Annotated in this window: 14 protein-coding genes; 7 read left to right on the forward strand and 7 right to left on the reverse strand. The window is 68.1% G+C overall.

Translation table 11 applies throughout. From position 1 onward, the window contains the following. Window positions 1-35 precede the first annotated feature (35 nt). From nhaA to CHC11_RS27315, 4 genes are read right to left on the reverse strand one after another with little or no spacing between them, the layout of a single operon-like run. A complete protein-coding gene (gene nhaA / locus CHC11_RS27300; RefSeq protein ID WP_089314676.1) occupies window positions 36-1,931 on the reverse strand; it encodes a Na+/H+ antiporter NhaA in 1,896 nt (631 codons plus the stop codon). A gap of 10 nt (window positions 1,932-1,941) precedes the next feature. Further along, window positions 1,942-2,223, reverse strand: coding sequence for a DUF6510 family protein (locus tag CHC11_RS27305; protein ID WP_089314677.1), 282 nt, complete (start codon window positions 2,221-2,223; stop codon window positions 1,942-1,944). Between the two features lie 58 nt (window positions 2,224-2,281). After that, window positions 2,282-2,953 (reverse strand): ferredoxin reductase, encoded by a 672-nt coding sequence (locus tag CHC11_RS27310; protein ID WP_245919842.1) that lies wholly within the window; start codon window positions 2,951-2,953, stop codon window positions 2,282-2,284. A gap of 8 nt (window positions 2,954-2,961) precedes the next feature. Further along, window positions 2,962-3,561, reverse strand: a complete 600-nt coding sequence (locus tag CHC11_RS27315) for a sulfite oxidase-like oxidoreductase (protein WP_089314679.1) — start codon at window positions 3,559-3,561, stop codon at window positions 2,962-2,964. 385 nt (window positions 3,562-3,946) lie between these two features. On the opposite strand from CHC11_RS27315, the gene CHC11_RS27320 reads away from it, so the two are divergent. The 7 genes from CHC11_RS27320 to CHC11_RS27345 all read left to right on the forward strand — a co-directional run bounded on the left by CHC11_RS27320 (window position 3,947) and on the right by CHC11_RS27345 (window position 14,017). After that, window positions 3,947-5,980 carry a SpoIIE family protein phosphatase gene (locus CHC11_RS27320; RefSeq protein WP_089314680.1) on the forward strand — a complete coding sequence of 678 codons (2,034 nt, stop codon included), beginning with the start codon at window positions 3,947-3,949 and terminating at the stop codon, window positions 5,978-5,980. 998 nt (window positions 5,981-6,978) lie between these two features. Beyond that, complete coding sequence (locus tag CHC11_RS27325) at window positions 6,979-7,431, forward strand: DUF4760 domain-containing protein (RefSeq protein ID WP_143227339.1); 453 nt, start codon at window positions 6,979-6,981, stop codon at window positions 7,429-7,431. Between the two features lie 64 nt (window positions 7,432-7,495). Then, the gene (locus tag CHC11_RS27330; protein ID WP_089314682.1) at window positions 7,496-11,263 is read left to right on the forward strand and encodes a type IV secretory system conjugative DNA transfer family protein; all 3,768 of its coding nucleotides are present in this window, start codon (window positions 7,496-7,498) and stop codon (window positions 11,261-11,263) included. A 365-nt stretch (window positions 11,264-11,628) separates the two neighbouring features. Next, complete coding sequence (locus CHC11_RS27335) at window positions 11,629-12,045, forward strand: IS3 family transposase (RefSeq protein WP_089314683.1); 417 nt, start codon at window positions 11,629-11,631, stop codon at window positions 12,043-12,045. Between the two features lie 75 nt (window positions 12,046-12,120). Next, window positions 12,121-12,363: a DDE-type integrase/transposase/recombinase gene (locus tag CHC11_RS43950; protein ID WP_425427346.1), complete on the forward strand. Its 243-nt coding sequence runs from the start codon at window positions 12,121-12,123 to the stop codon at window positions 12,361-12,363. After that, the gene (locus CHC11_RS27340) at window positions 12,360-13,190 is read left to right on the forward strand and encodes a maleylpyruvate isomerase family mycothiol-dependent enzyme (protein WP_089314684.1); all 831 of its coding nucleotides are present in this window, start codon (window positions 12,360-12,362) and stop codon (window positions 13,188-13,190) included. Before CHC11_RS43950 ends, CHC11_RS27340 begins: the two co-directional genes overlap by 4 nt. A gap of 476 nt (window positions 13,191-13,666) precedes the next feature. Beyond that, the gene (locus tag CHC11_RS27345) at window positions 13,667-14,017 is read left to right on the forward strand and encodes a hypothetical protein (protein WP_089314685.1); all 351 of its coding nucleotides are present in this window, start codon (window positions 13,667-13,669) and stop codon (window positions 14,015-14,017) included. 21 nt (window positions 14,018-14,038) lie between these two features. On the opposite strand, the gene CHC11_RS27350 is transcribed toward CHC11_RS27345, so the two are convergent. The 3 genes from CHC11_RS27350 to CHC11_RS27360 are packed head-to-tail and all read right to left on the reverse strand — an operon-like array spanning window position 14,039 to window position 23,111. Then, a complete protein-coding gene (locus CHC11_RS27350) occupies window positions 14,039-16,288 on the reverse strand; it encodes an ATP-binding protein (protein WP_089314686.1) in 2,250 nt (749 codons plus the stop codon). After that, the gene (locus CHC11_RS27355; protein WP_089314687.1) at window positions 16,285-19,461 is read right to left on the reverse strand and encodes a phospholipase D-like domain-containing protein; all 3,177 of its coding nucleotides are present in this window, start codon (window positions 19,459-19,461) and stop codon (window positions 16,285-16,287) included. The genes CHC11_RS27350 and CHC11_RS27355 overlap by 4 nt, the downstream gene beginning before the upstream one ends. Further along, window positions 19,449-23,111, reverse strand: a complete 3,663-nt coding sequence (locus tag CHC11_RS27360; protein ID WP_089314688.1) for an AAA domain-containing protein — start codon at window positions 23,109-23,111, stop codon at window positions 19,449-19,451. The genes CHC11_RS27355 and CHC11_RS27360 overlap by 13 nt, the downstream gene beginning before the upstream one ends. Between the last annotated feature and the right edge of the window lie 12 nt (window positions 23,112-23,123).

Here is a 23,123-nt window from a genome sequence, read left to right on the forward strand (position 1 = left end):
GCCGGATCAGAAGCCGCACCCTGGGCACGCCCGTGTCAGGAGCCGACCGCCGCGCGTTTGCGGGCGCCCCGGACCGCCGCGGAGAGGGTGGCGATGTCGTAGGCGCCGACGTGGCGCCGTCCGTTGACGAAGAAGGTCGGGGTTCCGGAGACGCCGCTCAGGTCGGCCGAGTCGACGTCTTCGGCGATCCGTCCGGCACCGGTGTGCCGGCGCAGGTCGGCACGGAAACGGTCGACGTCGAGGCCGATGTCGCCGGCGTGGCGGAGCAGGTCCCGGGGTCGCAGCGCGTCCTGGCGGTCGAGCAGCAGGTCGTGCATCTCCCAGAACCGGCCCTGCGCGGCGGCCGCCTCGGCGGCCTCGGCCGCGAGTTGCGCCTGGGGGTGGATGTCGTTGAGCGGCAGGTGGCGCCACACGTACCGGACGTCCCCGTAGTCGGCGAGCAGTTCCCGGACGACGGGCTCCGCCTGCCCGCAGTACGGGCATTCGAAGTCGCCGTACTCCACCACGGTGACCGGCGCGTTCGCGGGGCCGCGGACATGGTCGCGATCGGGCTCGACCGGTGCGGCCAGGTCGATGATGCTCTCCGCCGTCCCGAGGAGCGCGCGCAACCGCCTGCGCGGCGGCAGCAGCGCGGCCGCGCGGACGACGACCCACGTCACGACCGTGGCGCACAGTGCCGCGGACAGCACGCCGATCTTGGCCTCCTCCAGCCGCGCACCGGTGAAGGAGAGCGTCGCGATCAGCAGGGCCACGGTGAAGCCGATGCCGGCGATCGCGCCGCCGCCACCGACCGCGGCCCATCCGACCGGTGGACGCAGTCGGCCCCGGCTCACCCGGGTCACCAGCCATGAGGACCCGAGGATCCCGAGCGGCTTCCCGACCACGTAGCCGATCACGATGCCGAGCGTCACCGCCGAGGTGAAGGCGCGGCCGAGGAACCCGGCGGTGATGGTGACTCCCGCGTTGGCCAGCGCGAACAGCGGCACGACCGCGTAGCTCGCCCACGGGTGGATGAGCAGTTGGAGCCGCTCGTTCGGGGAGATCGCCGCGGCCACCCCGGTCCGCGCCGACCGGGCGAACTCGGGGGTGGGCTGTTCCCGGAACAGCCTGAAGACCTCGGTGGCGCGTTCCAGGTCGTCGCGCGCCGCCGGGTGGGCGTACGTCAGCAGTCCCATGACCAGGCCGACGACCACCGGCTCCACCCCGGCGGACTGGACCGCCGCCCACGCGGCGACGCCCAGCACGACGTACACCGGGATCTGCCGCACCCCGAGGGCGCGCACCAGCACGGTCACCGCGAAGATGCCGACCGCCAGCAGCAGCGGAGGCAGCGCGACGTCGCCGCTGTACACGATCGCGATCACCGCGAGCGCGATGACGTCGTCCACGACGGTGGCCGTGAGCAGGTACGTGCGCAGCCGTGCGGGGAAGGTCCGTCCGACCAGCGCGAGCACGCCCAGCGCGAACGCGGTGTCGGTCGACATCGCGATGCCCCAGCCGTGGGCGGCCGGACCGCCGGCGTTGAAGGCGAGGTAGATGGCCACCGGCACGGCCATCCCGCCGACACCGGCGGCCAGCGGCAGCGCGAACCTCCGCCGGTCGCGGAGCTCTCCCATGTCGAACTCGCGGCGCGCTTCGAGACCGACGACGAAGAAGAACACCGTCATCAGGCCGCTGTTGACCCACTCCCGCAGATCCTGCGAGAGGCCGGTGTCACCGATCCGGACGGACACCTGCGTCTCCCACACCCGCTCGTAGGAGGACGCGTCCGCGTTCGCCCAGACCAGTGCGGCGAGCGTCGCGGCCAGCAGGACCACGGCGCCGCCCGTCTCGGTGTGCAGGAACTCCCGCAGCGGGGTCCGCAGGTTGCGTGCCCACGCGGTCCGGTCGGCGAACGATCCGGAGGGCGGGCCCGCTCGGCGTTCCGTCATCGCTGGACGCTCATCCGCGCCCCTCCTCGTCCGCGTCCGGTAGCCGGACGCGCAGGGAGACGGTCCCGGTCAGGTCGATCCAGGCCGAGTCCGGTGTCCGGACGTAGCGCAGGAGGACGTGGCCGCATCCGGGGCAGCGGGCGACCAGGCCGGGCGCCCGGTCGTAGACCCGCAGCTCGGCGATCGGGCCGGTGAGCCCGCAGTTGACGCAGCGGCCGGTGGCCGCCGTGACGTCCACGGCGAACAGCTCGCTCAGCGGGCCGGCCAGGGCGTTGCCGTCCACATGATCCATGGGACGGCGACCCGGGGTCTCCTCCCCGCGGGGCGCGTTCATCTCGCTCAGCCTCCGTTCAGCCGAATCGTTCGGTCTTGATCCGCCGCGGGTCGTGACCGCGGGCGAGCAGCATGTCGGCCGCCGACTCCACGAATCCCGTCGGCCCGCAGACGAAGCAGTCACGGTCGGGCGGGCCGTCCCCGAGATCGGCCGCCATCAGCCGGCCGGGCGGGCGGGGCCAGCCGTCGGGGGCCACCCGGGTGTAGACACGCGTGACATCCAGGCCGGGCTCGGGACGCCGCAGCTCGTCGGCATAGAACACGTCCCCGGGCGTGCGCGTGGAGTACACCAGCCGGAACCGCGTGCTCCTCCCGGCCAGGCGGCGGGCACGGACCATGGCCATCAGCGGCGCGATGCCGGAACCGCCCGCGATCAGCAGGACGTCCTGTCCCGCACCGGGCCGCCACACGAACCAGCCGCCCACCGGGCCCCGGATCTCGACTGGATCGCCGACGCCGAGCACATCGGTGAGATACGGGGAGACCTCACCGTCCGGGATCCGCTGCACGGTGAGCTCGACCCGGTCGGGCGCGGAGAGCGAGTAGCTGCGCTGCGCGGCATAGCCGTCCGCCGCGGTCAGCCGCACGTCGACATGCTGACCGGCCAGATGCCCCGGCCAGCCCGGCACATCGAAGATGAGCGTGCGGGCCGTACCCGTCTCCTGGCGCGTTCCGGCCAGCCGCGCCACGCGCCACGTCAGTCGCCCTGGTACCGCTGCTCGCGCCATGGATCCCCGTAGTCGTGATAGCCGGCGCTCTCCCAGAAGCCCGGCTCGTTCTCGGTCAGCAAGTCGATGCCCTGCAACCATTTCGCCGACTTCCAGAAGTACAGGTGCGGTACCAGCAGCCGCACCGGGCCCCCGTGCTCCGGCTCCAGTTCCTCACCGTCATAGCGGTAGGCGATCCACGCCTGGCCGTCGAGCAGATCCTCAAGCGGCAGGTTGGTGGTGTACCCGCCGTAGGAGGACACGAGCGCGAAATCGGCCGCGGTGTCCACGCCGGCCAGCAGCACGTCCAGCGACACCCCCTGCCAGTCCGTGCCCAGCTTGGACCACTTGGTGACGCAGTGGATGTCCACCCTCGGCGTCTCGAACGGCAGATCCAGCAGCTCCCGCCACGTCCACCGGTGCTGCCGCCCGGTCTCCGTGGTCACCGTGAGCTCCCACTCCTCCATCGGGATCCGCGGGGTCGGACCGGCCGACAGCACGGGAAAATCCTCGGTCAGGTACTGCCCGGGCGGCAGCTGGACCGCGGACTCGCGCCGCCGTCTGTGGAACCCGGGCGAAACGACCCCCATCACAGCCTCCTCTCGTCAGGCCGAACGGACCCCGTCCTCTGGGACTACCTTCCCCAACACGACGAACCCGATGCGATTCCCACCCCACGACGCCCTCGCCACCGTCGCCTCAGCGTCCCCATGACTCGGCTCCCGGCCCTCTTCACCCTGGTCACCGCCGGCCTTGCCATGAAGCGCATCCTCCCTGCCCGCAAAGGCCGACGGCACGGTCCGGGGAACCGAAGGACAGCGCCGCACTCGTTGCGATTCTCACTGGCGGCACCGTGAAGTGCGTGGCTCTCAGGTCAACGCGAGGTCACTCACGCCCAGGGAACAGCGGACAGGGCATTTGTGGGTAGGACTGGTTAGAGCGGTGTCCGGCCGGACCAACTTTGGGACTTGTGTGATGGAGGATGCCAGCGGGCATGAGCCGGGACGGCTTGCGTTGGAGTTGTTCGACCCGGCGCCGATCGCGGTCGCCTTGACGATCGGGCCGGAGCACCGGCTGGTGTACACCAATCCCACGTATCGTGCGTTCGTCGGGAACCGTCCGCTCGGCGAGCCGATAGGGGCCGCATTCGGCGATGAGGTGCGGCGCGACTATCGCGGTCTGTTCGACGGTGTACTGGCCACCGGGGAGCCGGTCACCCTGGTCGAGGCGCCGGTGAGGCTGGCCTCCGCGGACCACGGCGGCGAGGAGCGGTTCTTCTCCTTCAGCATCTCCCGTTTCGTCCACGAGCGTCCCGGGCTGCTGGTGGTCGCGGTGGACGTCACCGAGGAGGTCGCCGCAGTAGGGCGGGCCGCGCGGGCGACCGACGAGCAGCGGCGGTTGCGGCGCCGGTTCGAGAGCCTGGTGTGGCTGAGCGCGCAGCTCGTGTGGGTAGCGGACCCAGCCGGCCAGGTGATCGAGTCGAGCGGGGCATGGGAGCGGGTGACGGGGCAGCGCTGGGAGGACTATCGCGGCGAAGGTTGGTTGCAGGTGCTGCACCCCGAGGACCGCGAAGCGGCGATGCGGTCGTGGGAGGAGACGCGCCGGCACGCTCGCCCCTGGCAGTACACCTACCGGGTGCGCACGCGGGAGGGCGAGTACCGGCATTTCGACATGCGCGCGGCGCCGGTGTTCGAGGACGGCGCCGTCGTGGAATGGGTCGGTACCGGCATCGATGTCGAGCAGCTGTGGCAGGAGCGGCAGCGCCAGGCGTTGCTCGACCGTGCCGCGGTGACGGCCGCTGAGCAGACCGGACTGGCCGAGACGTTCACCGCGCTCGCCGACGTGCTCGTTCCCGCCCTCGCCGACGGGTGCGGCGTGCATCTACTTCCCGATCTCCTCAACCGGCCGTCAGGAGCCCCGATCATCGCCTGGCGCGTCGCGACCGCTGCCGGCGGCGGCCTGAGCCGCCAACCGCCTGCCGGGGAGGAGCGGTTCGCTCCTGACAGCGGGTTCGCTCGTGCGCTGCTGGAGCACCGTGCGGTGCATCGCACCTTCCCGCAGGGCCGGCCGCCGGCCGATCTGCTGCCCCAGAGCACCGCGACCTGGCTGACCGAGGCAAGGGCCACCAGTGTCGTGCTGGTGCCGGTCATCGTCGACGGTGTCGTGGCGGCAGCGGTCACCGCCGCCCGACGCGACGACCGCGCTCCCTTGGGACCGGACGACATCGCGCTCATGAGGCAGATCTTCGAGCACACCCACGACGCGCTCAGCAGGGCCATCCAGTTCAACCGCACCCAGCAGGTGGCCCTGGCACTGCAGCACGGCCAGCTCGCCGACCCGCCCGAACTCCCCGCCCTGGAGATCGTCGCCCGCTACGTGGCCAGCCCCACGGCGGGCGAGGTGGGCGGCGACTGGTACGACTCGTTCGTCCTCCCCGACGGTGCGACCGTGCTGACCATCGGCGACGTCTCGGGCCACGACCTGGCCGCCGCCGTCGGAATGAGCCAGCTCCGCAACATGCTGCGGGCCCTGATCGCCGACCACATCGCCCCACCCTCCGAGATCCTCCGCCGGCTCAACCTCGCGATGGAAACGGTGGCCCCGAACGCCACGGCGACCTGCGTGCTGGCCCGTGTCGAAGAACCCGAACCCGGCCTATGGCGGCTCCATCACTCCGTCGCAGGGCACCCGCCGCCGCTCCTCGTCGCACCCGACACCGGCGGCCGCTTCCTCGACGGCGCCGCCAACCCCTTGCTGGGCGTCCCGTTCGACCAGCCCTACCGCGGCTCGACCGAACCGCTGCCTCCCGGCTCCACCCTGCTGCTGTACACCGACGGCCTTGTCGAACACCCCGGAGAAGTCCTCGACGACGGCCTCAACCGGCTCCGCCAGCAGGCATCCACACTTGCGCACAGCCCCTTGGCAGACTTCTGCGACGGCCTCCTGGGCAACCTCCCCACAACCGGCACGGACGACATCGCCCTCCTCGCCCTCCGCATCAAGTCATAGGAGCCGGGCAGGACTCGGACACGGCCGATACGACAAGCTCGGCGACGCCAGCATGCTGGTCAACCTGCGGCGGCGCTCGGTTACCCCGCCACCCAACAGTTGCAGTTCATGCCCATGGACTGCTGCGGGTGCGGGCGCCGACGCGCTCGACGGCGCTGGGCGCCAAGTCGGGTTCTGCTGTCTGGTGACCTGCGGTAGCGCCGCCGCGTATGGGCCGGTGAAGCCCATGTACGGGTGGGAAGCATGGCAAAGGTCCAGCAGAACTTCATCGGCTACTCGACCATGCGGCCCGTGTCTCCCGTCTGGGCGGGCGGCGCGCTTATGAGCTGGGGCCGTGTTCCTACGGAACGCGTGGCGATCAGGTCGCCGACGGCCTGGCCGAACAGATACGGCGATGGGAACGCGAGAGCGGCTCAGCTTACGAGATTTGGATCGAGGTCCGCCCAGCTGGGGCGGCGCAGGAGGCGAAGAGTGTCTTAGGGCCGACAAGCGGCACACCCACGCCGTCGTCCGAACTGACACCTTCGGGGGTGCTCGGCGCGGTGGTCGGGATCGGCGGTCTGGTGTTGGCGGTGTACGGGGCTGCCAACGCCCACCGCAACAGCACCGCACGGACCGGACAACGAGGGGCGTTCTCGTCCCTCATGACCCTGTTTCATCCTGGCCAGTGACCGGACGGCCACGCCGAGCGACAGTGGCCGTACCGGACCAAGCCGCGGGAATCGAAACCTGGCCCGGCTTCGACGACAAGCCCGCCGGCACTGTGACGGATGCCGACGCCAACTTTGAACCCGACTTCTCCGCATGCCTGGCTGCACCGTCCCGACAGGGGCTTGGCGCTATCGATCGCGCACAAGTGCTCGGCAGGACACCCTGAACAATCTGTCCACATGCGGTCAAATGGCCGAGCGAGGCGCGCAGGACTCCTATCCGGATCTTGAGATGCCCGCTTCCAGCCACTTCAACCGTTTGTCATGTCGGGCGGTTATCCTGCAAGTATGGATGCGCCTGTGGCTCTCAGTCTCATCTCCCCGACGGTCGCCCTGCTTGTCGCGGTCTGGGGGTTTCGGCGCTCGCGGCGTTCAGACAAACTCCGCGCGTTCTTCGAGATTCAAGATCGTTATTTATCGCCCGAAGTGCGCGACGGCAGGAGAATCGTGCACCGGTCGTTAGCGGGGTTGTCGGCGAGCGAAATGGATGCGGTGGACAAGGATGAACGCGACCGGGCGAGCTATGCACTGGCTGTAATGAACTCGATCGCTATCGGCTGCCAGGGCGGCTACGTCGACAGATCCATGGTCAAGGAGAACATGGGCCGGTCCTTCGTCACGACGGTCAGGGCTGCGCGTGAGTTTATCGACTATCTGGAGAAGACTCGAGGGTTCCGACCTTACGGGGCTGCGGAGAAGCTCGCGGTCAGCCTCGACTCTGGTGCTGGAGGCCGCACGTGACCGAGTGCTGTACCCACCGTCTCGACAGGCTCCACGGCGGATAGAATAGATGGAAGGAGAAGTGATGACAGAATCGACCGAGCAAGCTCCGGCGACTAGCGACCACCTCCTTCGCTTGGCAGCCGTGCAGCTGGATTACATCCCGAACATGCGCACCCGTCAGGCTGACTATTGGCTGCCCGACGAACCGTTGATAGGGATTAAGTCCATACCTGTAGAATCAGACGACACTGCACTTAATGATCTCGACCTCGGGGACGAGTTCGAGGATCAGACGGATACGGCGGTATCCGTAATCAGAAGAGCCAGGCATCGCTCATCCGAGCTGAAACTCAAGCAGATCCTGGAATTTTGCTCCGACCACCAGGTCGACGTTGTGGTTTTTCCCGAATGCTCGGTATCCGCGGAACTCATCCACGTTCTGACCGGCTACCGGAACGAGTTGACGATTTTCGCCGGCGTCGGCCAACTCCGCGAGATGGACGCGGCCATCCTGGCCGACCAGGGGTTCTCAGCGGCTACCGAGGCGCTCGGCTGCAACTCGGCGGTATTCGTCTCTAAGGATCGACTTGCCCTCGTCACCAAGGCGGACCACGCTCAGGGCGAGTACATCGAGCGCGGCGAGGGGCCCGTGCGGGTGTCCCTGTCCAAAGGCGAACGGAGGTATGACGTCGGCCTGGCCATCTGCATGGACTACGTCAACATCCGACGTGACTTCGACGGGCAAGACCGGCCACCCGACCTGGTCCTCACCACCGCCCTGTCCAGCCCCACTGAGGATTTTCTAAAACGGCCGCGTAACTTCGCGACCGTCTTCTCTAACCATGCGCAGTTCGGTGGCAGCGCCGTTCTCGCCCCAGACGTCGCCGGCATCTTCGTGGACAGGACGCTGGGAACCGAGCCGCTCCCGCCCGGCGAATCGATCGTCGTGGCGGACTTCACCGGATTTCAGCAGCGACCCAAACGCACCAAGACGCCTCAGAACCGTATTCATCTGCGCGCGGCAATCCTTTACGAGGACGCCGAAACCAGCGACGCCTCGGGAACCATCAGCGGTCTCGCTAGGCCGATGCACAACTGGTCCCTGGAACAGTACAACGCTGGCCGGTATAGGGAGTTCCTCAGCACCGCCGAAGAGCGCCTCGAAGAGATGAGACCACCGGCCGTCCTGCTTGAGGCGGTCAAAAGATTGCGCAGGCGACAGAAGCGGCAGGTGTTCCTCGAATCGGATCTTCTGCTGCTGACCACGCACCTCATCCTGTCCAACGTAAAGTCGGAGCCGGAGCTACGCTACGCTGCCCTGACTACGCTGCATGAGCACTGGCACCCGTTGCTCGGAAAAATCGAAACGGCTGGCTTGGGCGGCCTCACCGATAAGTTGAACGTGGCACGCCGACAGCTGGAATCACAGATTCGCCCGGAGTACCAGCAGATTACTCCGCCGACCCGAAGACCCTTGCGGAACTCCGAAGCTGAAACGGAGTTCACCGTCTTCTACGCCGCTCGGCTCGGGCAGTACAATGTCGATCGTGCTGTGCAGAGCCTTCCTAGGCAACTCGGAGTACTGCGGACCTTGTCCCTCCTGAACGATGAAAGCGTACGGCTCCTCTATCGGGTGTCCACCGCCCGCCAGACCACGGGAAATCTCGCGCCCTTTTTTGACATCGTCGCGCTCACTGAATCCAACGATCCCGATGTGATCGACGATTTGGCCGAAGGCATCGGTCAGCAACTCGGGGTGGCCTTCAGTAACGGCTGGGACATCCTGGCTACGACCGCCTCCAGTTCGCTGAACACGCCCTTCCTGGTCGAGTTGAGACCCAGAGCGAACACCGTCCCGCTCATCCAGGAGGACTGGGGCGGCCTGATCGACTACCTACGCGCCCTCAAACCGCAGATCTCCGTTCAGTTGGTCTGCCGCAGGGCGCCCGAGGCCGCGCGCGAGCCAACCGGCGGGCCGAGCCCCTCGCTTACCCTCAGCGGCACCGGGTTCGTAGGAGACCATGACGGGGTCGTCGCGCCGTTCCTGAGTCGAGCCAGCAACGAGGAAGCCGACCCGGCCAATCTGGCCTTGCAAATCCACGTGGGCGCGGACGAGACGCTCGGTGACTCTGTGCTGCGGAGTATCGGTCTCTGGCTATTCCGTGGCGTCCCCTTCGACATCGTCTCTGATGAGTCAGCGCGCTCGGCCCTACTGCCGAACGGGCCACTCCCGGACTCGACGACGCCGCTTACCCCAGCCGAAGCGTTGCGGATTTTCCACCCCCCGCACGGCCGCATGGAGGGCCGTGGGCTCTCCCATGGCGTACCCAGGGCGATCTCCCTACCGGACGTCGCCGTCCTAGCCGAGGGCATCAGCCTCGGGACGGCTCGGTCGAGTCAGGCCCGCCACGACCAGCGCGTCGATGTGCGGTTCGCCGAGGAAGCCCGTCTCCGCCACACCTACATCGTCGGCCGCACCGGCTCCGGCAAGACGAACATGTTGAAGCTGATGGCCATGCAGGACATCAGGGAGGGCCGCGCCGTCGCGGTCATCGACCCGCATGGCGACCTAGTCGACTTCCTCCTCGGCCACACCGCCGGTCGAGACGACGAGGTCCTCTTCCTCGACTTCGGTGATCCGGACTACCTGCCCGTGCTCAACCCGCTCGACCTTGACGTTCACGGCATGGCGGACCTCGAACTGGCGATCGAGGAGTTCATCCAGCTCATCGAGCGGCAGTCCTTCCACGAGTTCTATGGGCCGCGCTTCGAGGAGATAGTCCGTCTCGCACTCGAATCCATCACCAACGATGACTACCCGATCAAGCCTCCCAGCGTCATCGACCTAGTCCGCGTCCTGCGCAGTAAGGAGCGGCGCACCTGGATCAGGAACATTCTCACCGACCCGGACCTGAAGGAACGCTGGGGGGTCTTCGAGCAACAACGCGATGATGCGATCGGAGAGGTCCTGCACTGGACGCTTTCCAAGTTCAGCGAGATGCAACAGGACGGCGTGCTCGGCCAAGTGCTCACGGGCGGAAGTTCCACAGTGTCGATCGAGGATTGCGTTGGTCGCGGCGGAATCCTGTTGGTCAAGATTCCCGAATGGGAGATGAGTAAATCCGCGGCGAGAATGCTCGGATCGTTCATTCAGGAACGCATTCGAAAGGCCGTTTACGGACGCTGGCGGCAGAATAGGAACAAGTCGGATCCGATTTATATGTACGTGGACGAGTTTCAAGCGTTCGCTGTGACCGGATTCGACGAGATTGTTGCCGAAGCCAGGAAGTTCGGCCTTGGCTTGATCTTGGCGCACCAGAACGTGGGCCAGCTCAAATCGTTTTCACGTTTCACTGGGGCCGTCGCTGACAATTTAATGTCCGCGATTCTCGGCAATGTGGCCAACCGTATTCTCTTCGGTGTCTCCAACCATGATGCTAACCTGCTGGCTGCGGAGTTCGATGTGGAGCCGCAGGTGTTGCGGAGTCCGGGAAACTACCAGGCGATCACCCAACTTCTTTACAACGGGGAAGCGCACACCTTTACTCTTCAGCCCCCGAAGGCGGACGCCGACGCCGGACTGCCCGCCGGCCGTGCCACCGTTCGGCGACGGATGATCGAGGGCGGCGCCTGGAGGTCACGCGACGGATTGCGTGCCGAGGACGAGGAACGCGAGAAAAGGACCAGGGCCGCGGTGCGCGACTCGAAACCCACCCCAAAGGAACGCGATAAATCTGAGAATTCATTTTTGGACGAATGGTTGGAGAAACGCAAGAATGTGCAGGACCAGGAGGAATTGGTAGGCGAGGAGGACGGTGATGCGGGAGGGGAAGTAATTTCTTCCGATTGATGCTGCTGAAACTGATCAGGCATCGTCGTCCACGGCAAAGGGACATGCGAAGTACATGGCGCTTTTGAGTCAAGTATGGGCGGTCCGGGCAGTGTGACGCGCTGGTTCTTGATTATTTATCTCGACGGATCTACGCACTGGCCGTCTCGTTTCACAATGCGACGTCGGCGACTAATGCTCACTCGTCCGCTCGTGCCTCGACGCCTTGTGTGAGGGCCGTAGCGCTCTGTGGAACGCCGTGGTGGGCGCCGATCCGTGACGTTTGCGAGGTCGCGGTAGCGCTGGGCATCGCCGAGTCGTTCCTGTACCGGTGGCGTTCACGCGATCTCGTCGAGTGAAGACTCAGAGCTCCCAGCGCCGGAGCGGTGGAGTCGGCAGTCCTGGCCGCGGCCAACCAGCGGATCCGAGAGCCGGAGAACGAGGTCAAGATCCTTCGCAAGGCGGCCGCCGCGGTCGAGGAGGTGGTGCCCCCAAAACGGCGGTTCGAGCTCGTGACCGAGCTCGCCGGTGAAGGCGTTCCGGTCAGGCAGTCCTGCCTGGCCCTGGGCGTCCTCCGCTCGGGATACTCCAACGCCCGGTCCCGGCCGCCCTCGGCGCGAGCGATCAGGCATGCCTGGCTCGCAGACCTGATCGGCACCGTCCACCAGGCCTCACGCCGAACCTACGGGTCACCGCGCGTCCACGCCGAACTGGTGCAAGCCCACCAGATCACGGTGGGGCGCAACACCGTGGCCATGCTGATGCGGCGCCGCGGCCTGTCCGGCCTGCCGCTACGGCGCTGAGCCAAGCAGGTCCCGGCATCGACCACCGTCACCGACCTGGTCAAACGCAACGTCCACCGCGACGGCCCGAGCCGGCTGTGGGTCATCGACATCATCGAACACCCCACCCGCGAAGGCAAGATCTACTGCTGCGTGGTCATCGACGCCTTCTCCCTGCGGGGCGTCGGCTGGGCCATCGACTCGCGCCGGCGAAGCGACCTGGCCACCAGCGCCCTGGGGATGGCTCTGGTGGCGGGTGCCGTGGCCGTCCGGGAAGCACCAGCCTCGGCCGAAATTCCGTGGAGAGTAATACGACGGGTCGGTAGGGTCTCACGATGATGATCTTCGGTCGGACCATCGACGTTCGTCCCCTGTTCCCACGCGAACGGCAGGCCATGCTCGACCTGCTCAGCGCTCTGAGCCCCGCCGAGTGGGCCGTGCCCACGGTCTGCCCCGGTTGGGACGTGCACGACGTCGTCGGTCATGTGCTCAATGACTACATGCGGCGCTTGTCGGGCAGCCGCGACGGCTACGGCGGCGGGATATTCGCCGATGATGAGACGCTTCCCGCCCATCTGGCACGTACCAATGAGGAATTCGTCCGGGCGTCCCGCCAGCTCAGCCCGCAACTGATGATCGAACTGCTGGGTCACCTGGGACCGCGGCTCGACGCCCTGTGGGCGGCACGAGACCTCCAGGCCGCCGCCGACCTGAACGTCTCCTGGGCGGCCACCGACATCGACAGCCCCGTTTGGCTGGACATCGGCCGCGAGTACACCGAGTTCTGGGTTCACCAGCAGCAGGTGCGTGACGCCGTCTCCATTCCGGGCGCCCAGGAACCCGAGCTCATGGCTCCGGTGCTGGACATCTTCGCGCGCGGCCTGCCGTACGCCCTGCGGATGCACGACCGCCCCGAAGGCACGACGGCTCACCTGGAAGTACTCGGCCCGGCGGGCGGACGGTGGGGGGTGGTCCGGCAGGAGGCACGATGGCGGATGACCCAACCCCTGGGGGAGCCGTCTGCACGCGTCTCGATGGACCAGGACACCTTCTGGCGGCTGGCGACCAGAGGCATCACCGTGGAGCAGGCCCGTCAGCGATCGACGGCGAGCGGCGACGCCGAGCTCACCGGGTCCATTACAGAACTACTCGCAGTCATCGCTTAGAAGCCTGTTGAAGATCTTGGTGTTCCGGCCCCACGGCGGATGCGGCGGGGCCGGGCTGGTTCCCGCTCGCCTAGCGAGAACGGCAAGCGGACTCGATGACTGCTTTGCGCGACAACGGCGAGGTCACGCGTCTCGTCGTGCCCTTTGAATGGTCCGGGTTCATGCCGTCAACCTGACCTACCGCACCGATGATTCGAGCGGTACAGGGTGCACATTTTGGGCGTCACCACCAACCCGGCCGGCCCTTGGACCGCGCAGCATCCCTTACCTGTTGGGCGGTCCAGGGGGAGCGGGCCGACCGGTCCGGGACCGCGACGCCGCGTTCACCGCGGTGTTCGACGTGGTGTGCGCCGCGGACAGCATCCGGGTGGAGAGGACACCGCTGCGCTCGCTGCACGCGAACGCCGAACGGTTCGTCGGCAATCAAATCGGTAACCATCTAGCCTGAAGCCCGCGTTGGAAGAAAGATAGGCCTGGTGAAACATCAGGAGTTCTATACGACCCTTGCCCAGGTCTACCCTGTGCTTCTGCTCGCGTTGCTGTGGGACTCCCGCTACCTGGAGAACCTGCGCGTCCGGGAAAGGCGGCACCGCCGCGACGATCCGGTTGACGGCGTGTGGTTCTGGACGAAGGGGCGGGTACGGGCCTACACCATCGTGCTCACCGTGCTGATCCTCGGCGGGCTCGGTACCGTGGTACTCGGCCTGGCCGGGCTCTTCGAGGACAGCGTCGTTCTGCGGACCTCCCTCGGCGGGACCTTTGTGCTGACCCTGGTGACGCTCCTGGTACGGGTCTGGGGCCAGGTCGTCGTTGCCACCCGGAGTTGACGCCCTGAGCACCGCCGCGGGTCATTCTGCGTCCGCCAGCGGAAGGATGAGGTCGAAGTGGGCGCCGACGTAGACGGGGTGGCCGTCGGTCGCGGAGGCGAGCAGCAACTCGCCCCCGAACTCGCCGGCGAGCCGCCGGGCCAGGTAGAGCCCCTCCCCGTCGGCTGCCGGGCGGTTGCCCTCCCCGCGCCGGAAGATCAGGTGCTCGCTGCCGGGGTAATCGACGCCGGGTCCGGTGTCCTGGACGGAGATGATCACGTCCTTCCGGACCGTTCGGGCGGCGAACCGGACGGTTCCCCCGCCCTCGCCCAGGGCGTCGAACGCGTTGCGGAGCAGTTCGCGCAGTGTGGCCCGCAGCGGTAGATCGCTCGCGGCGACGAGGATGCCGGATCCGACCTCCACCTCGATCATCACCTTGGAGTTGAGGGACGCGGCCTCGGCGGCCAACCTCTTGACGAGCTCGCCGATGTCGGTGACGCCGTGGGGGTCGGCGGCGAGCGCGGCGTTGGTCTCCTCGCGCCATGTTCCCATCGGGTCGGGTGCGGCCTCCCCGGCCTCACTCAGCCGGTCGAGGGCCGCGGTGAGCAGGTCGTCGGACTGCTCGGCCAGCAGGATCAGTGCCCCGCACTCGCGAAATTGCAGGCTCGTGCCGGTTCGCTCGACGAGCGGGACCGTGGAGAGTTCGGCGAGCCCCGCCGGGAAGAACCGTTCCAGCTCCGAGTCGTCGCAGGCCAGCGCCATTTCCAGGACGAGGTCCTCCTCGTTCACCGGGTCGCCGGGCGGCGCGGCGGCCAGCAACGCCCAGAAGGCCGCCTCCCCGGCGGCCGAACCGGCGAGCGGTTCCAGGAGGGCACTCGCAACGGCCGCCGCCAACTGGGGCCGCAACACGTTGTCCATTGAGGGTGTGCGCATCCGGGACTCAGCGAGGAACTCCAGGTAGAGGTGCACGAGCGCCGGTTCGAGTGCGGTCTCGAAGGCCAGCGCCGCGGTGAGCGCGAGATCGCCGAGCCCGGTCAGGTCGACGATCCAGGAAAGGCGCGCCCACCGCTCGCCGGGCGCGCCGAGCCGCTCGGCGAGTTCGGCCGGTGATCCACCGGTGAACGCGGCCAGCGGCCACCACTCACCGACGGTGCGCAGCAGCACGGCGGACCGCTTCGAGCGCAGCCGGCCGAGCCCGATCAGATCGTCAAGGGTGATGAGGGCGCAGTCGGCACGGCCGGCGCGGGCCTCTGGCCCCAGCGCCGGCCCGACGGCGACGTGCGGGCCCAGCTTCTGCAGCTCGGGAAGGGTGCGCCGCTCGGGCTCGCCGACGAACAGGTCCACCGTGCCCGTGGGCCGGAAGATCTCGGTCCCCGGTTCGCCGAACAGCCCGTTGAGGGTCGTGAGGTAGCCGCCCTCGACCGGGTGCACCGTCCGTGCCCCGGGCTCCAGGCCGAGGAACCTTTCGAGCGCGTCGGCGAAGGCCGCGGCCGACTCGTTTCCTCCCTCGCGGAGCCGGTCGTAGGCGAGGAACAGTTCGTTCTCGGGGCTGCCGGGTTGGGAGGCCCAGGACTGGAAGGCCGGGAGAGCGTCGCCGGCCGCGGTCAGGTGCCACCGCAGCAGGGTCTCGGCGGACTCCTTGCCCGCCCAGTGCGGCAGCCGCGGCACGGTGGCAGGCCCCGAGAGCCGGTCCTCGGGATGGGCGAGAAGCTGCTCCACTGACTGCCATTGGCCGTTCTCGACCAGTGCGGAGCACGCCGCCGCCCAGTCTCCGTCCGCCGTTCCGAAAGCGTCGATCCGCTTGCGGAGGTCGCTTCGCTTCGCCTCGACCCGCTCGCCGAGATCCTGGGCGAGCTCGGCCAGCCGGCGCTCGGCGTCGGGCCAGGAACGGTCGGCGAGCGCGACGAGCGCCTGCCGATCGTAGGTGAGGTCGAGGCCCGCGCGCTCGGCGGAGCCGGCCAGCTCGTCCAGGCGTTGCAGGAGCTGCTGGCGGCGTCCGGCGCGGGCCGATTCCACCAGTTTGGCCGGCGACGCGAGCGCTTGGGACTTCAGCGTGTCGGACGCGTCGAGCATCACCGCTTCGGCGACGTGGAACCGGCCCGCCTTGACGATCGCCTCGAACGCCCCGCGCTCGCCGAGTCCTCGGGCGAGTCCCATGAGCGCGGCCCTGGCCAGTTCCGCGTGCTCCGGAGGATCGGCGTCGCCGGCGAGCCTCTCCATGAGGTCGGGCAGCCGGAACCGGAGGGGCCATCGCTCCAGCAGCCGCACCAGCGGATCCGATCGTTCGGTCACGAGAGCTCCTTCGCCCACTCGGACAAGGGGCCGAGCTTCTCCAGCAGGGCGATGAACGGCATGTTGTACGGATGCGGCATCGCCTCGGCCTCCGTGAACAGATCGTCCCAGCGGCGGGCCATCTCGCGGCCGAACCTCCGGCTGGCGTCGAGGACCCGTTCGCGGTCGACGGCATGCCCGGCGGCCGGTTCCGCCGGACACAGGTTCCTGGCCGTACTGACGATGGCCTCCGTCTTCTTCAGGAAGCCGCGCTGCCGCCCCCACTGCACCGAGTCCATTCCCGCCTCGCGGACCAGCCCGTCCAGGAACTCGATCACCCGGACCGGGAGGGCGCCGCGCAGTTCAGGCCGGAGCCCCGGGGTGTCGCAGGCGGCACGGATCCGGGTGAACAGCCCGTCGGGGGCGAAGAGCCGGTCATGGATCTCCCGACCCGAGACGAAGGAGAAGCGCTGCCGCAGCCGGCCCAGCTGGTCGATCGCCGCCGCCAGTTCGCGCCAGGTCTCCTCGGCCGCGAGCCGGTCGTTGAGGTCGGTCAACTCCATGCTGATCACCGACAGCGGCAGGGCCGCGCCGACCCGGTCGTGGAAGCCCAGCGCCTCGTCGCCGAGCTCCCGCCACGCGCACGGGAGCACCTGGGCGGTTTCGCGCAGCATGTAGTCGCCCTCGTCGCTGCCCCACAGCAGCAACTCGGCGAGTGCCGAGAGCGCGCCGGTCTGGCCGGCCGGCCCCGGCGCATTGGCGAGCTCGGTGACCTCGTCGAAGATCAAGGCTCCGAGCGGGCCGACCTCCAGTGCCGCGGCCGCGATGCAGGCGTGGGCGCGGGGCCCTGCGGGCAGGAGCGTTCCGGCCAGGGCGGCCTCGACGAACGACCGGCGACCCCAGGCATCGTCGGCCAGCCACTCGGCCCATCGTGCCCGCGGCCCGGGCGGGGCCCACGCCTCCCGGGAGAGGAGGACCGCGACCCCCTTGCGCATCTCGGCAGCCGGGATCTCTGCCCGTTCCCAGCGGTCGAGGACCTCCCACGGGTCGGCGAGCCGCGCGAACCCGTCCACGACCACCGCGGCGAAGCCGCCGGGGGCGCGGGCGCCGCGGGCCTCGATCAGCAACGGCAGCGCGGTCGCGGCGGCGGCGGGCTGTTGCCGGACCTCGGCCGGTTCGGTGCGCGCCGGCGCGGTGGGAAGGGCGATGGCGGCCGCGACGCTGTCGGCGAAGACCGCGCTGTGGATCTTCAGCCCGACCTGGGTGCGCCGGCTCCGGCCGATGCCCTCCCCCTCGGCCAGCGGCGAGAAGCACCCCATCAGGACCTGGTCGTCGGACAGGACCGCGCGAATCCCGGCCCGCCCATGCCGGACGTGGATCGGGCCGGCACCGAGCCGGTCGAAGGCCTCGTCCAGCTTCGCCCCCGCGGGGCCGGGATGGAGGAGGCAGGTCAGGACCCCGGCCTCCGCACGTGCGGTCAGGACACGGGCGAGCCTGTCGTTGGCCACCCGCGGGTCGATCCGGTCGTCGGTGACCGCCAGCCGCCGCGCGGCGTCGGAGACCGCATCGGACACGACCTTGCGGTGCGCGTTGTCGCGGACCAGTTCCACGCTCGGCACCGCGTTGGTCATCCGTCGCGCCACATCCACCAGCGCCGCGTGATGCTCTGTCCAGCTCTCGGCCCACAGCCGCACGGTGGAGGCGTCGGCGCCCTCCGCGTCCCACTCGGGCAGGAGCGGAGCAGAGGTCTCCACCGGCTCGGCGACGTCACTGCGGGGGGTGTCGCTCAGCAGGTCGATACGCTGCCCCTTCCCCCAGGTCGGGTAGCTGTCCCGAGCCCAGACCAGCAGATCGGTGACGCATCGGGGCGTCGCCGGGCCGTCCGCGGCCGGCTCGACCAGAACGGCGATACGGGACGAGTCGCGTTCGTGACCGCGCGCCAGCGGGCCGGTGGACCCCACCAGTGCCCGCAGGTTGTCCTGGATCACCACGCAGGCGTTCGTCTGCGCGCTGAGCGTGTCGATCGAGACCTGCGCCGGGTACCTGGCCAGCATCTCGCTCAGGGCCGCGTCGACCCGCTGCGGCAACGTCTCTTCCGGCTGGCGGCCCCAGAGCAGCGCGAGCTGAACGCCCCGCCGGAGCGCCTCGTCGAGGACGGGGAGGAATCGGTGCAGGACCTCGTATTCGATCTGGGGACTGGAAATCACTATCTGCCGCTCGGCCCGTTTGATCAGGTCCGTTGTGGCCCACAGCTGACCGGACGAGCGTTCCACGATGTGCGCCGAGGCGCGGGAGTCGGCCAGCTCGTCCAGCCGCTCCTCCAGGGCGAACGCCAGTTCCTGGAGCTCCTCCTGGTCAGCGGCGATCTCACTTGCGGGCGACCGGGAAAGACCGGCGACCTTGCGTTCCAGCCGCGCCAGCTGCGCGCCCAGTCCCACCGGCTCCGGCGGGGTGGGGCCGGCGATCTTGGTCAGCGTCCGGGTCAGGACGTGCTCGGGATACCGCTCGACGAAGTCGGCCAGGTGATCGGTCAACCGCCTGCTCGCTCGCGCGCCCCACTTGTGCCCCTCCCGCACGGTGAAGGCCATGCGGCCGGTGGCCGGCTCGGTGTGCGCGCTCACCCTCGTCCGGAGATAGCGCAGCTCCGTCGGCGGACGCAGCAGCGGGTTGCCGAAGCTCACGTCGCGGACGTTGGACCGTTTCCCGGCCGCGCGCTCGCGCTCCAACACTCGCCGGACCGCGACGAGAAGGTCCCCATGCGGCAGGTCCGACGCATCGGTGTCGCTCTGCAGCGGAACGCCGAGCAGCCCTTCGTGGATGCTCGGAACACCGTCGTCCTCCGCGAAGAACTGGCCTGATATCGGTTCGAGGAGGAATTTCTGCCAGGTCCGCTTGTCGGACTCCAGCCTCTTCTCCTCGTCGACGAGCGCGGCCTGGGCGCTCTCGGTCAGCTCGAGGAGGCTGGAGTCGAAATCGATGCTCACGTGCCCGGCGCTCCACAGGTCCCGCACGACGTCCAGGACGATCCGGTCGGGCAGCACGAAGAGCTCGCCCAGCTCCTCGATGGTGTCGATGCCGCCGCTGATCGCCCGGGCCACCAGTTCGGTGAGCGTCGTCATGCCGCGCTCCGGCCCGAGCATGACTTGCAGTGTGACGAAGCGGCAGGGGAGGGCGAGCGTGATTATCCGGTCCACGGCTCCTCCAACGCGGTGGCCTTGACGACCCTGCCGTAGAGGTTGACCGTCTCGGCGACGTTCTGCCAGGACTCCCCGCCGTGCCGGCCGAACAGGTCAAGGTTGCCCACCAAGACGAGCAGGCGCTTGGCCCGGGACAGCAGAACGTTGGCGACCTCGTCCCTTCCCACGTGACCGACGTTGCTCTGGACGGTGTCGCCGAAGGGGGTCGAGCGGACCAGGGACACGATGACGCGATCGGCCTCTCTCCCTTGGAAGGAGTGGACCGTGTGCACCCGGTCCTTGAGCAGTGGCCGCTTCGCGAGCCGCAGGCGCTGCATCCGGTACGGGGTGAGCACGACAAGGCCGCCCTTGTCCTCTGGAGGCTGTGCCGACGGCAGGGGCGCGGGCGTCATCAGGGCGACCAGGCGTTCGACGAGCTCGACCTCGCCTTCGTTGAACCAGCACCGCGTGTCGCGGAAGCCGGCGCAGCCGGCGGTGTCGATCCAGACCAGCGGGGCCCCGGCGATGCACTCCGGCACGGTCACCCCGTGGTCCTTGTCGGTCTCCGGCCGCTGGGTGTCGAGGAAGCTCAGCGAGAGGCCGGTGCCGTCCACTTTCTCCGGGACGACGGGGTAGAACGTCCGGCCGACCGGCTCCGCGATGGTCGAGTGCATGCGGAACTGGAGCTTCAGCCGATCCAGTGGGACCGCTGGGGTGTCGGAGCCGGAGTCGTCCCGCCGGGTCTCGAAGATCGAGCCGAAGAGCCTGAGCGCCTTCATGCGCTCCTTCCGCAGCTTGTAGTGCCGCATGATACGAGGATCGCGGTTGCCGTCGAGGCTCTCCAGGAACTGCTCCAGCTCCAGCTCGCGGTGGGCGCCGAGCTGACGGTGGTCGCCGATCAGCGACCACCGGAAGCCCAGGACCAATGGCACGATCAGCTCGGTGGGCCATGCCTTGGCGGCCTCCTCCACGATGATCCAGTCGAAGACGTCGCTGTGCCCGTCCTCGCCGTGCCCGAGCATGGCGGCCTGGGAGGTGGTGGCCAGGATGACGCTCGCGCCGGCGTTGATCCGGTCGGCCAGCTCGATCTGGTTCGTGCGGACCAGTCCAAGCCAGCGTTCGGCGATCTCGCTATGGACGCCGTTCAGCGGAGTGGGCAGGCGGGACGGGGGATTCTTCTGGAACCTCCGCCGGGTGTCCTCATCGAGCTGATCGGGGTGGAGCAGCCAGGTCAGCGTGTCGGTTATCTTCGTCGTCAGCTGCTCGGTCAGTTCGACCAGCGTGTGCTTCTTGACGGCGTCCACGGCGATCTTCTCGGGGTTCGACGTCTCCCGCAGGATCAGGGTCGTGTCCGGGAGGATCTGGATGAGGTTCTTGGCCAAATGGTCGAGCGCGTAGTTCGACTGGGCACTCACCAGGACCCGCGCACCTCTCTCATGCTCCAGGAACCGGCGGATCGCGACGGCGGCCACGAGGGTCTTGCCCGTTCCCGGTGGGCCTTGGAGAGCGTAGAAGGGCTGCAGCGAGAGCATGTTCTGGATCACGGATGGAGCTTCGCCCTGCAGCTTCTTGTGGAGTCCGGGCTTGATCTCATCGCTGAACTCCCACCGTCCTCGTCCGAGGTCGATCGCCCAGGGAGTGCGCAGCATCCGCAACAGGCCGGATTGGAACTTCAGGAGGCTCACCGCTCGCTCTTGGCGAAGAAGGCTGACGAAGCTGCCCCCGTCGTCGGAGGGCCGGATCCACCCGGAATCCGGGACGGCGACGACCTTGTCGCGGGGACGGACGACAGCCGTAAGGTCGTCCTTGCGCCGTACGAAGTCGACCACCATCGAGCTGCGCGAGAAGCGTGGTCCGGACGTTTGCGCCTCCTCGATCTGGAAAGCGTCCTCCTTGTCGGTCTCCATTTCTTCGAGGAACAGGCCCAGGGGCGGTCGCCGCCGCTTTTCGCTGGTGTAGGCGGACAGTAAGGGGTTGTCGTGTTTCCACGTGTCGTCGCGGGCCTTGTCGAACTGGATGGTGGCGTCGCCCAGGGCGCCCGATGCGCCGTCGACGCGTTTGAAGGCGTACTTGCGGGCGTCCAGTTCCGCACGCTGGTAGGAGAGGAGGAAGTCGATCGACTCGGCGAAGTCCCGGTCCTCGTCGCGCTGGCGCTCGGCCGCCTCCAGCTCTTCGGTCAGCGGGCTCCAGCTCGGCCGCCCGCTGCGTTCGGCGGTGAGGTCCTGCCCTTTTCGGAACGCCACCAGCTTGAGCGGGCTGACCTTCTTGAACACTTTTGAGTTGACCAGGTTCTTCGCGCGCGAGTGCTCGCTCAGGTACTTGATGATAAGAGTGTCCTTGTGGGTCTCACCTCGCCCTCTGGCTCGCTGGTACTCGTCGTAGTAGAAGGCGCAGAACCATACGGCGCGTGCTCCGACGAGAACCCATCTGGCCTCCCGGAGGCGTTGCTCGTCGTCGATGGCGTAGCCGAGGGCGCCGTCGGGGGAGTAGACCAGCTTTGCGTCTCCCAGTTCCTTGGTAAGGAAATCTCTGAGCTCGTCCCTGCCGATCGGATCGGCCGGACTGTGCGAAAGCCATTTTCGTTCCTGGTAGAGCGGGGTGACCGATTCTTTCGGCATGAACGCGACCAGCCGGGGCGTCTCATCGGTCTCCTTCTCCCAGTAGGCGCGAATACCCTGCCAGTGCCTGTCCAGGTGCGAGAGAACCTGGAACGCGGTGTCGCGCACCTGGTTCGAGTGGCGCATCATGCGTAGCAGCACCTGGATCAATGGTCTTGGCAGGTGGTTGTGCTGCCTCCCGAGGTGTCGCCGCATCTCGGCGTGGAGTTCGTTGAGTGCGGCGGCCTTGGCGGGCCCGTCGGGCGCCTCCTCCACTTTCTCGTACGCCTCCGGCAGCACCTCCGGAATAGCGCCGCAGAACCACTCCCAGCCGAGGACGCCCAAGCCGAACACGTCGGTGGTGAAATACTCGCGGCGAACTCCGGGCCGATTGTTGAAGAGCAGCTCGTGGGTTTCCGGGGCCAGAAAGGCCAGGTGCCGGCTCAGTTCGACGTTCGGCGGCGGCACCAGGTACAGTTCGCGGATCACACTCCAATGGCGGGACGAGTCGCCGATCGGTCCTCGCCGGACCAGGTTCCCGATGAGCGTGCTCATCTCGAACCGGCTGATGACGATCTCGTCGTTCTCCCCCTCGCGGAGCGCGCCCAGGCTCAGATTGCGGTGCATCATGCGGGCGTCGTTGATTCTGGACAGCCCGTCGATCAGCATGGTGAGCCGGTCGAGCGCCTCCAGGGGATCCGCTGCGGCGAGCTCGATCCATTTTCCGGCGTCGAGAGGGCGGCCGGGAATCCTGGTGAGGGTGAACGCGATTCTCTCCGCCGCCTCGAAGCTGCCCGTGACGATCTCGGGTAACGCTGGATGGCGCAGTGCCTGGAAGCGCAGCAGGCTCCGGACCTCCTGCTCCCAGAGCTGACCCGCGAAACCGCGGATCTGGTGGAAGATGGTCAGCTCGAAGGTGTCGGTCTGGTCTCCGGGCCGTTCGAGTTCCGCGCGCGACAGAATGCCCGGCACGACGTACTCCGGACCGGAACGGAGCTCGTACGGGCCGTGGATGGCCGTCGGCCGGCAGAACAGGCGCTGCACCAGATCGGTGAGCTCGCTAAGGTCCATCCCCACCTCTCG

Origin of the sequence: Actinomadura mexicana (assembly GCF_900188105.1) — a bacterium.
Classification (GTDB): domain Bacteria; phylum Actinomycetota; class Actinomycetes; order Streptosporangiales; family Streptosporangiaceae; genus Spirillospora; species Spirillospora mexicana.

Bases quoted from the DNA above. Each gene is read 5' to 3' on its own strand.
- nhaA (WP_089314676.1), bottom strand. From the start codon at position 1,931: ATGACGGAACGCCGAGCGGGCCCGCCCTCCGGATCGTTCGCCGACCGG.
- CHC11_RS27330 (WP_089314682.1), top strand. From the start codon at position 7,496: ATGACAGAATCGACCGAGCAAGCTCCGGCGACTAGCGACCACCTCCTT.
- CHC11_RS27305 (WP_089314677.1), bottom strand. From the start codon at position 2,223: ATGGATCATGTGGACGGCAACGCCCTGGCCGGCCCGCTGAGCGAGCTG.
- CHC11_RS27315 (WP_089314679.1), bottom strand. From the start codon at position 3,561: ATGGGGGTCGTTTCGCCCGGGTTCCACAGACGGCGGCGCGAGTCCGCG.
- CHC11_RS27325 (WP_143227339.1), top strand. From the start codon at position 6,979: ATGGATGCGCCTGTGGCTCTCAGTCTCATCTCCCCGACGGTCGCCCTG.
- CHC11_RS27320 (WP_089314680.1), top strand. From the start codon at position 3,947: ATGGAGGATGCCAGCGGGCATGAGCCGGGACGGCTTGCGTTGGAGTTG.
- CHC11_RS27360 (WP_089314688.1), bottom strand. From the start codon at position 23,111: ATGGACCTTAGCGAGCTCACCGATCTGGTGCAGCGCCTGTTCTGCCGG.
- CHC11_RS27340 (WP_089314684.1), top strand. From the start codon at position 12,360: ATGATGATCTTCGGTCGGACCATCGACGTTCGTCCCCTGTTCCCACGC.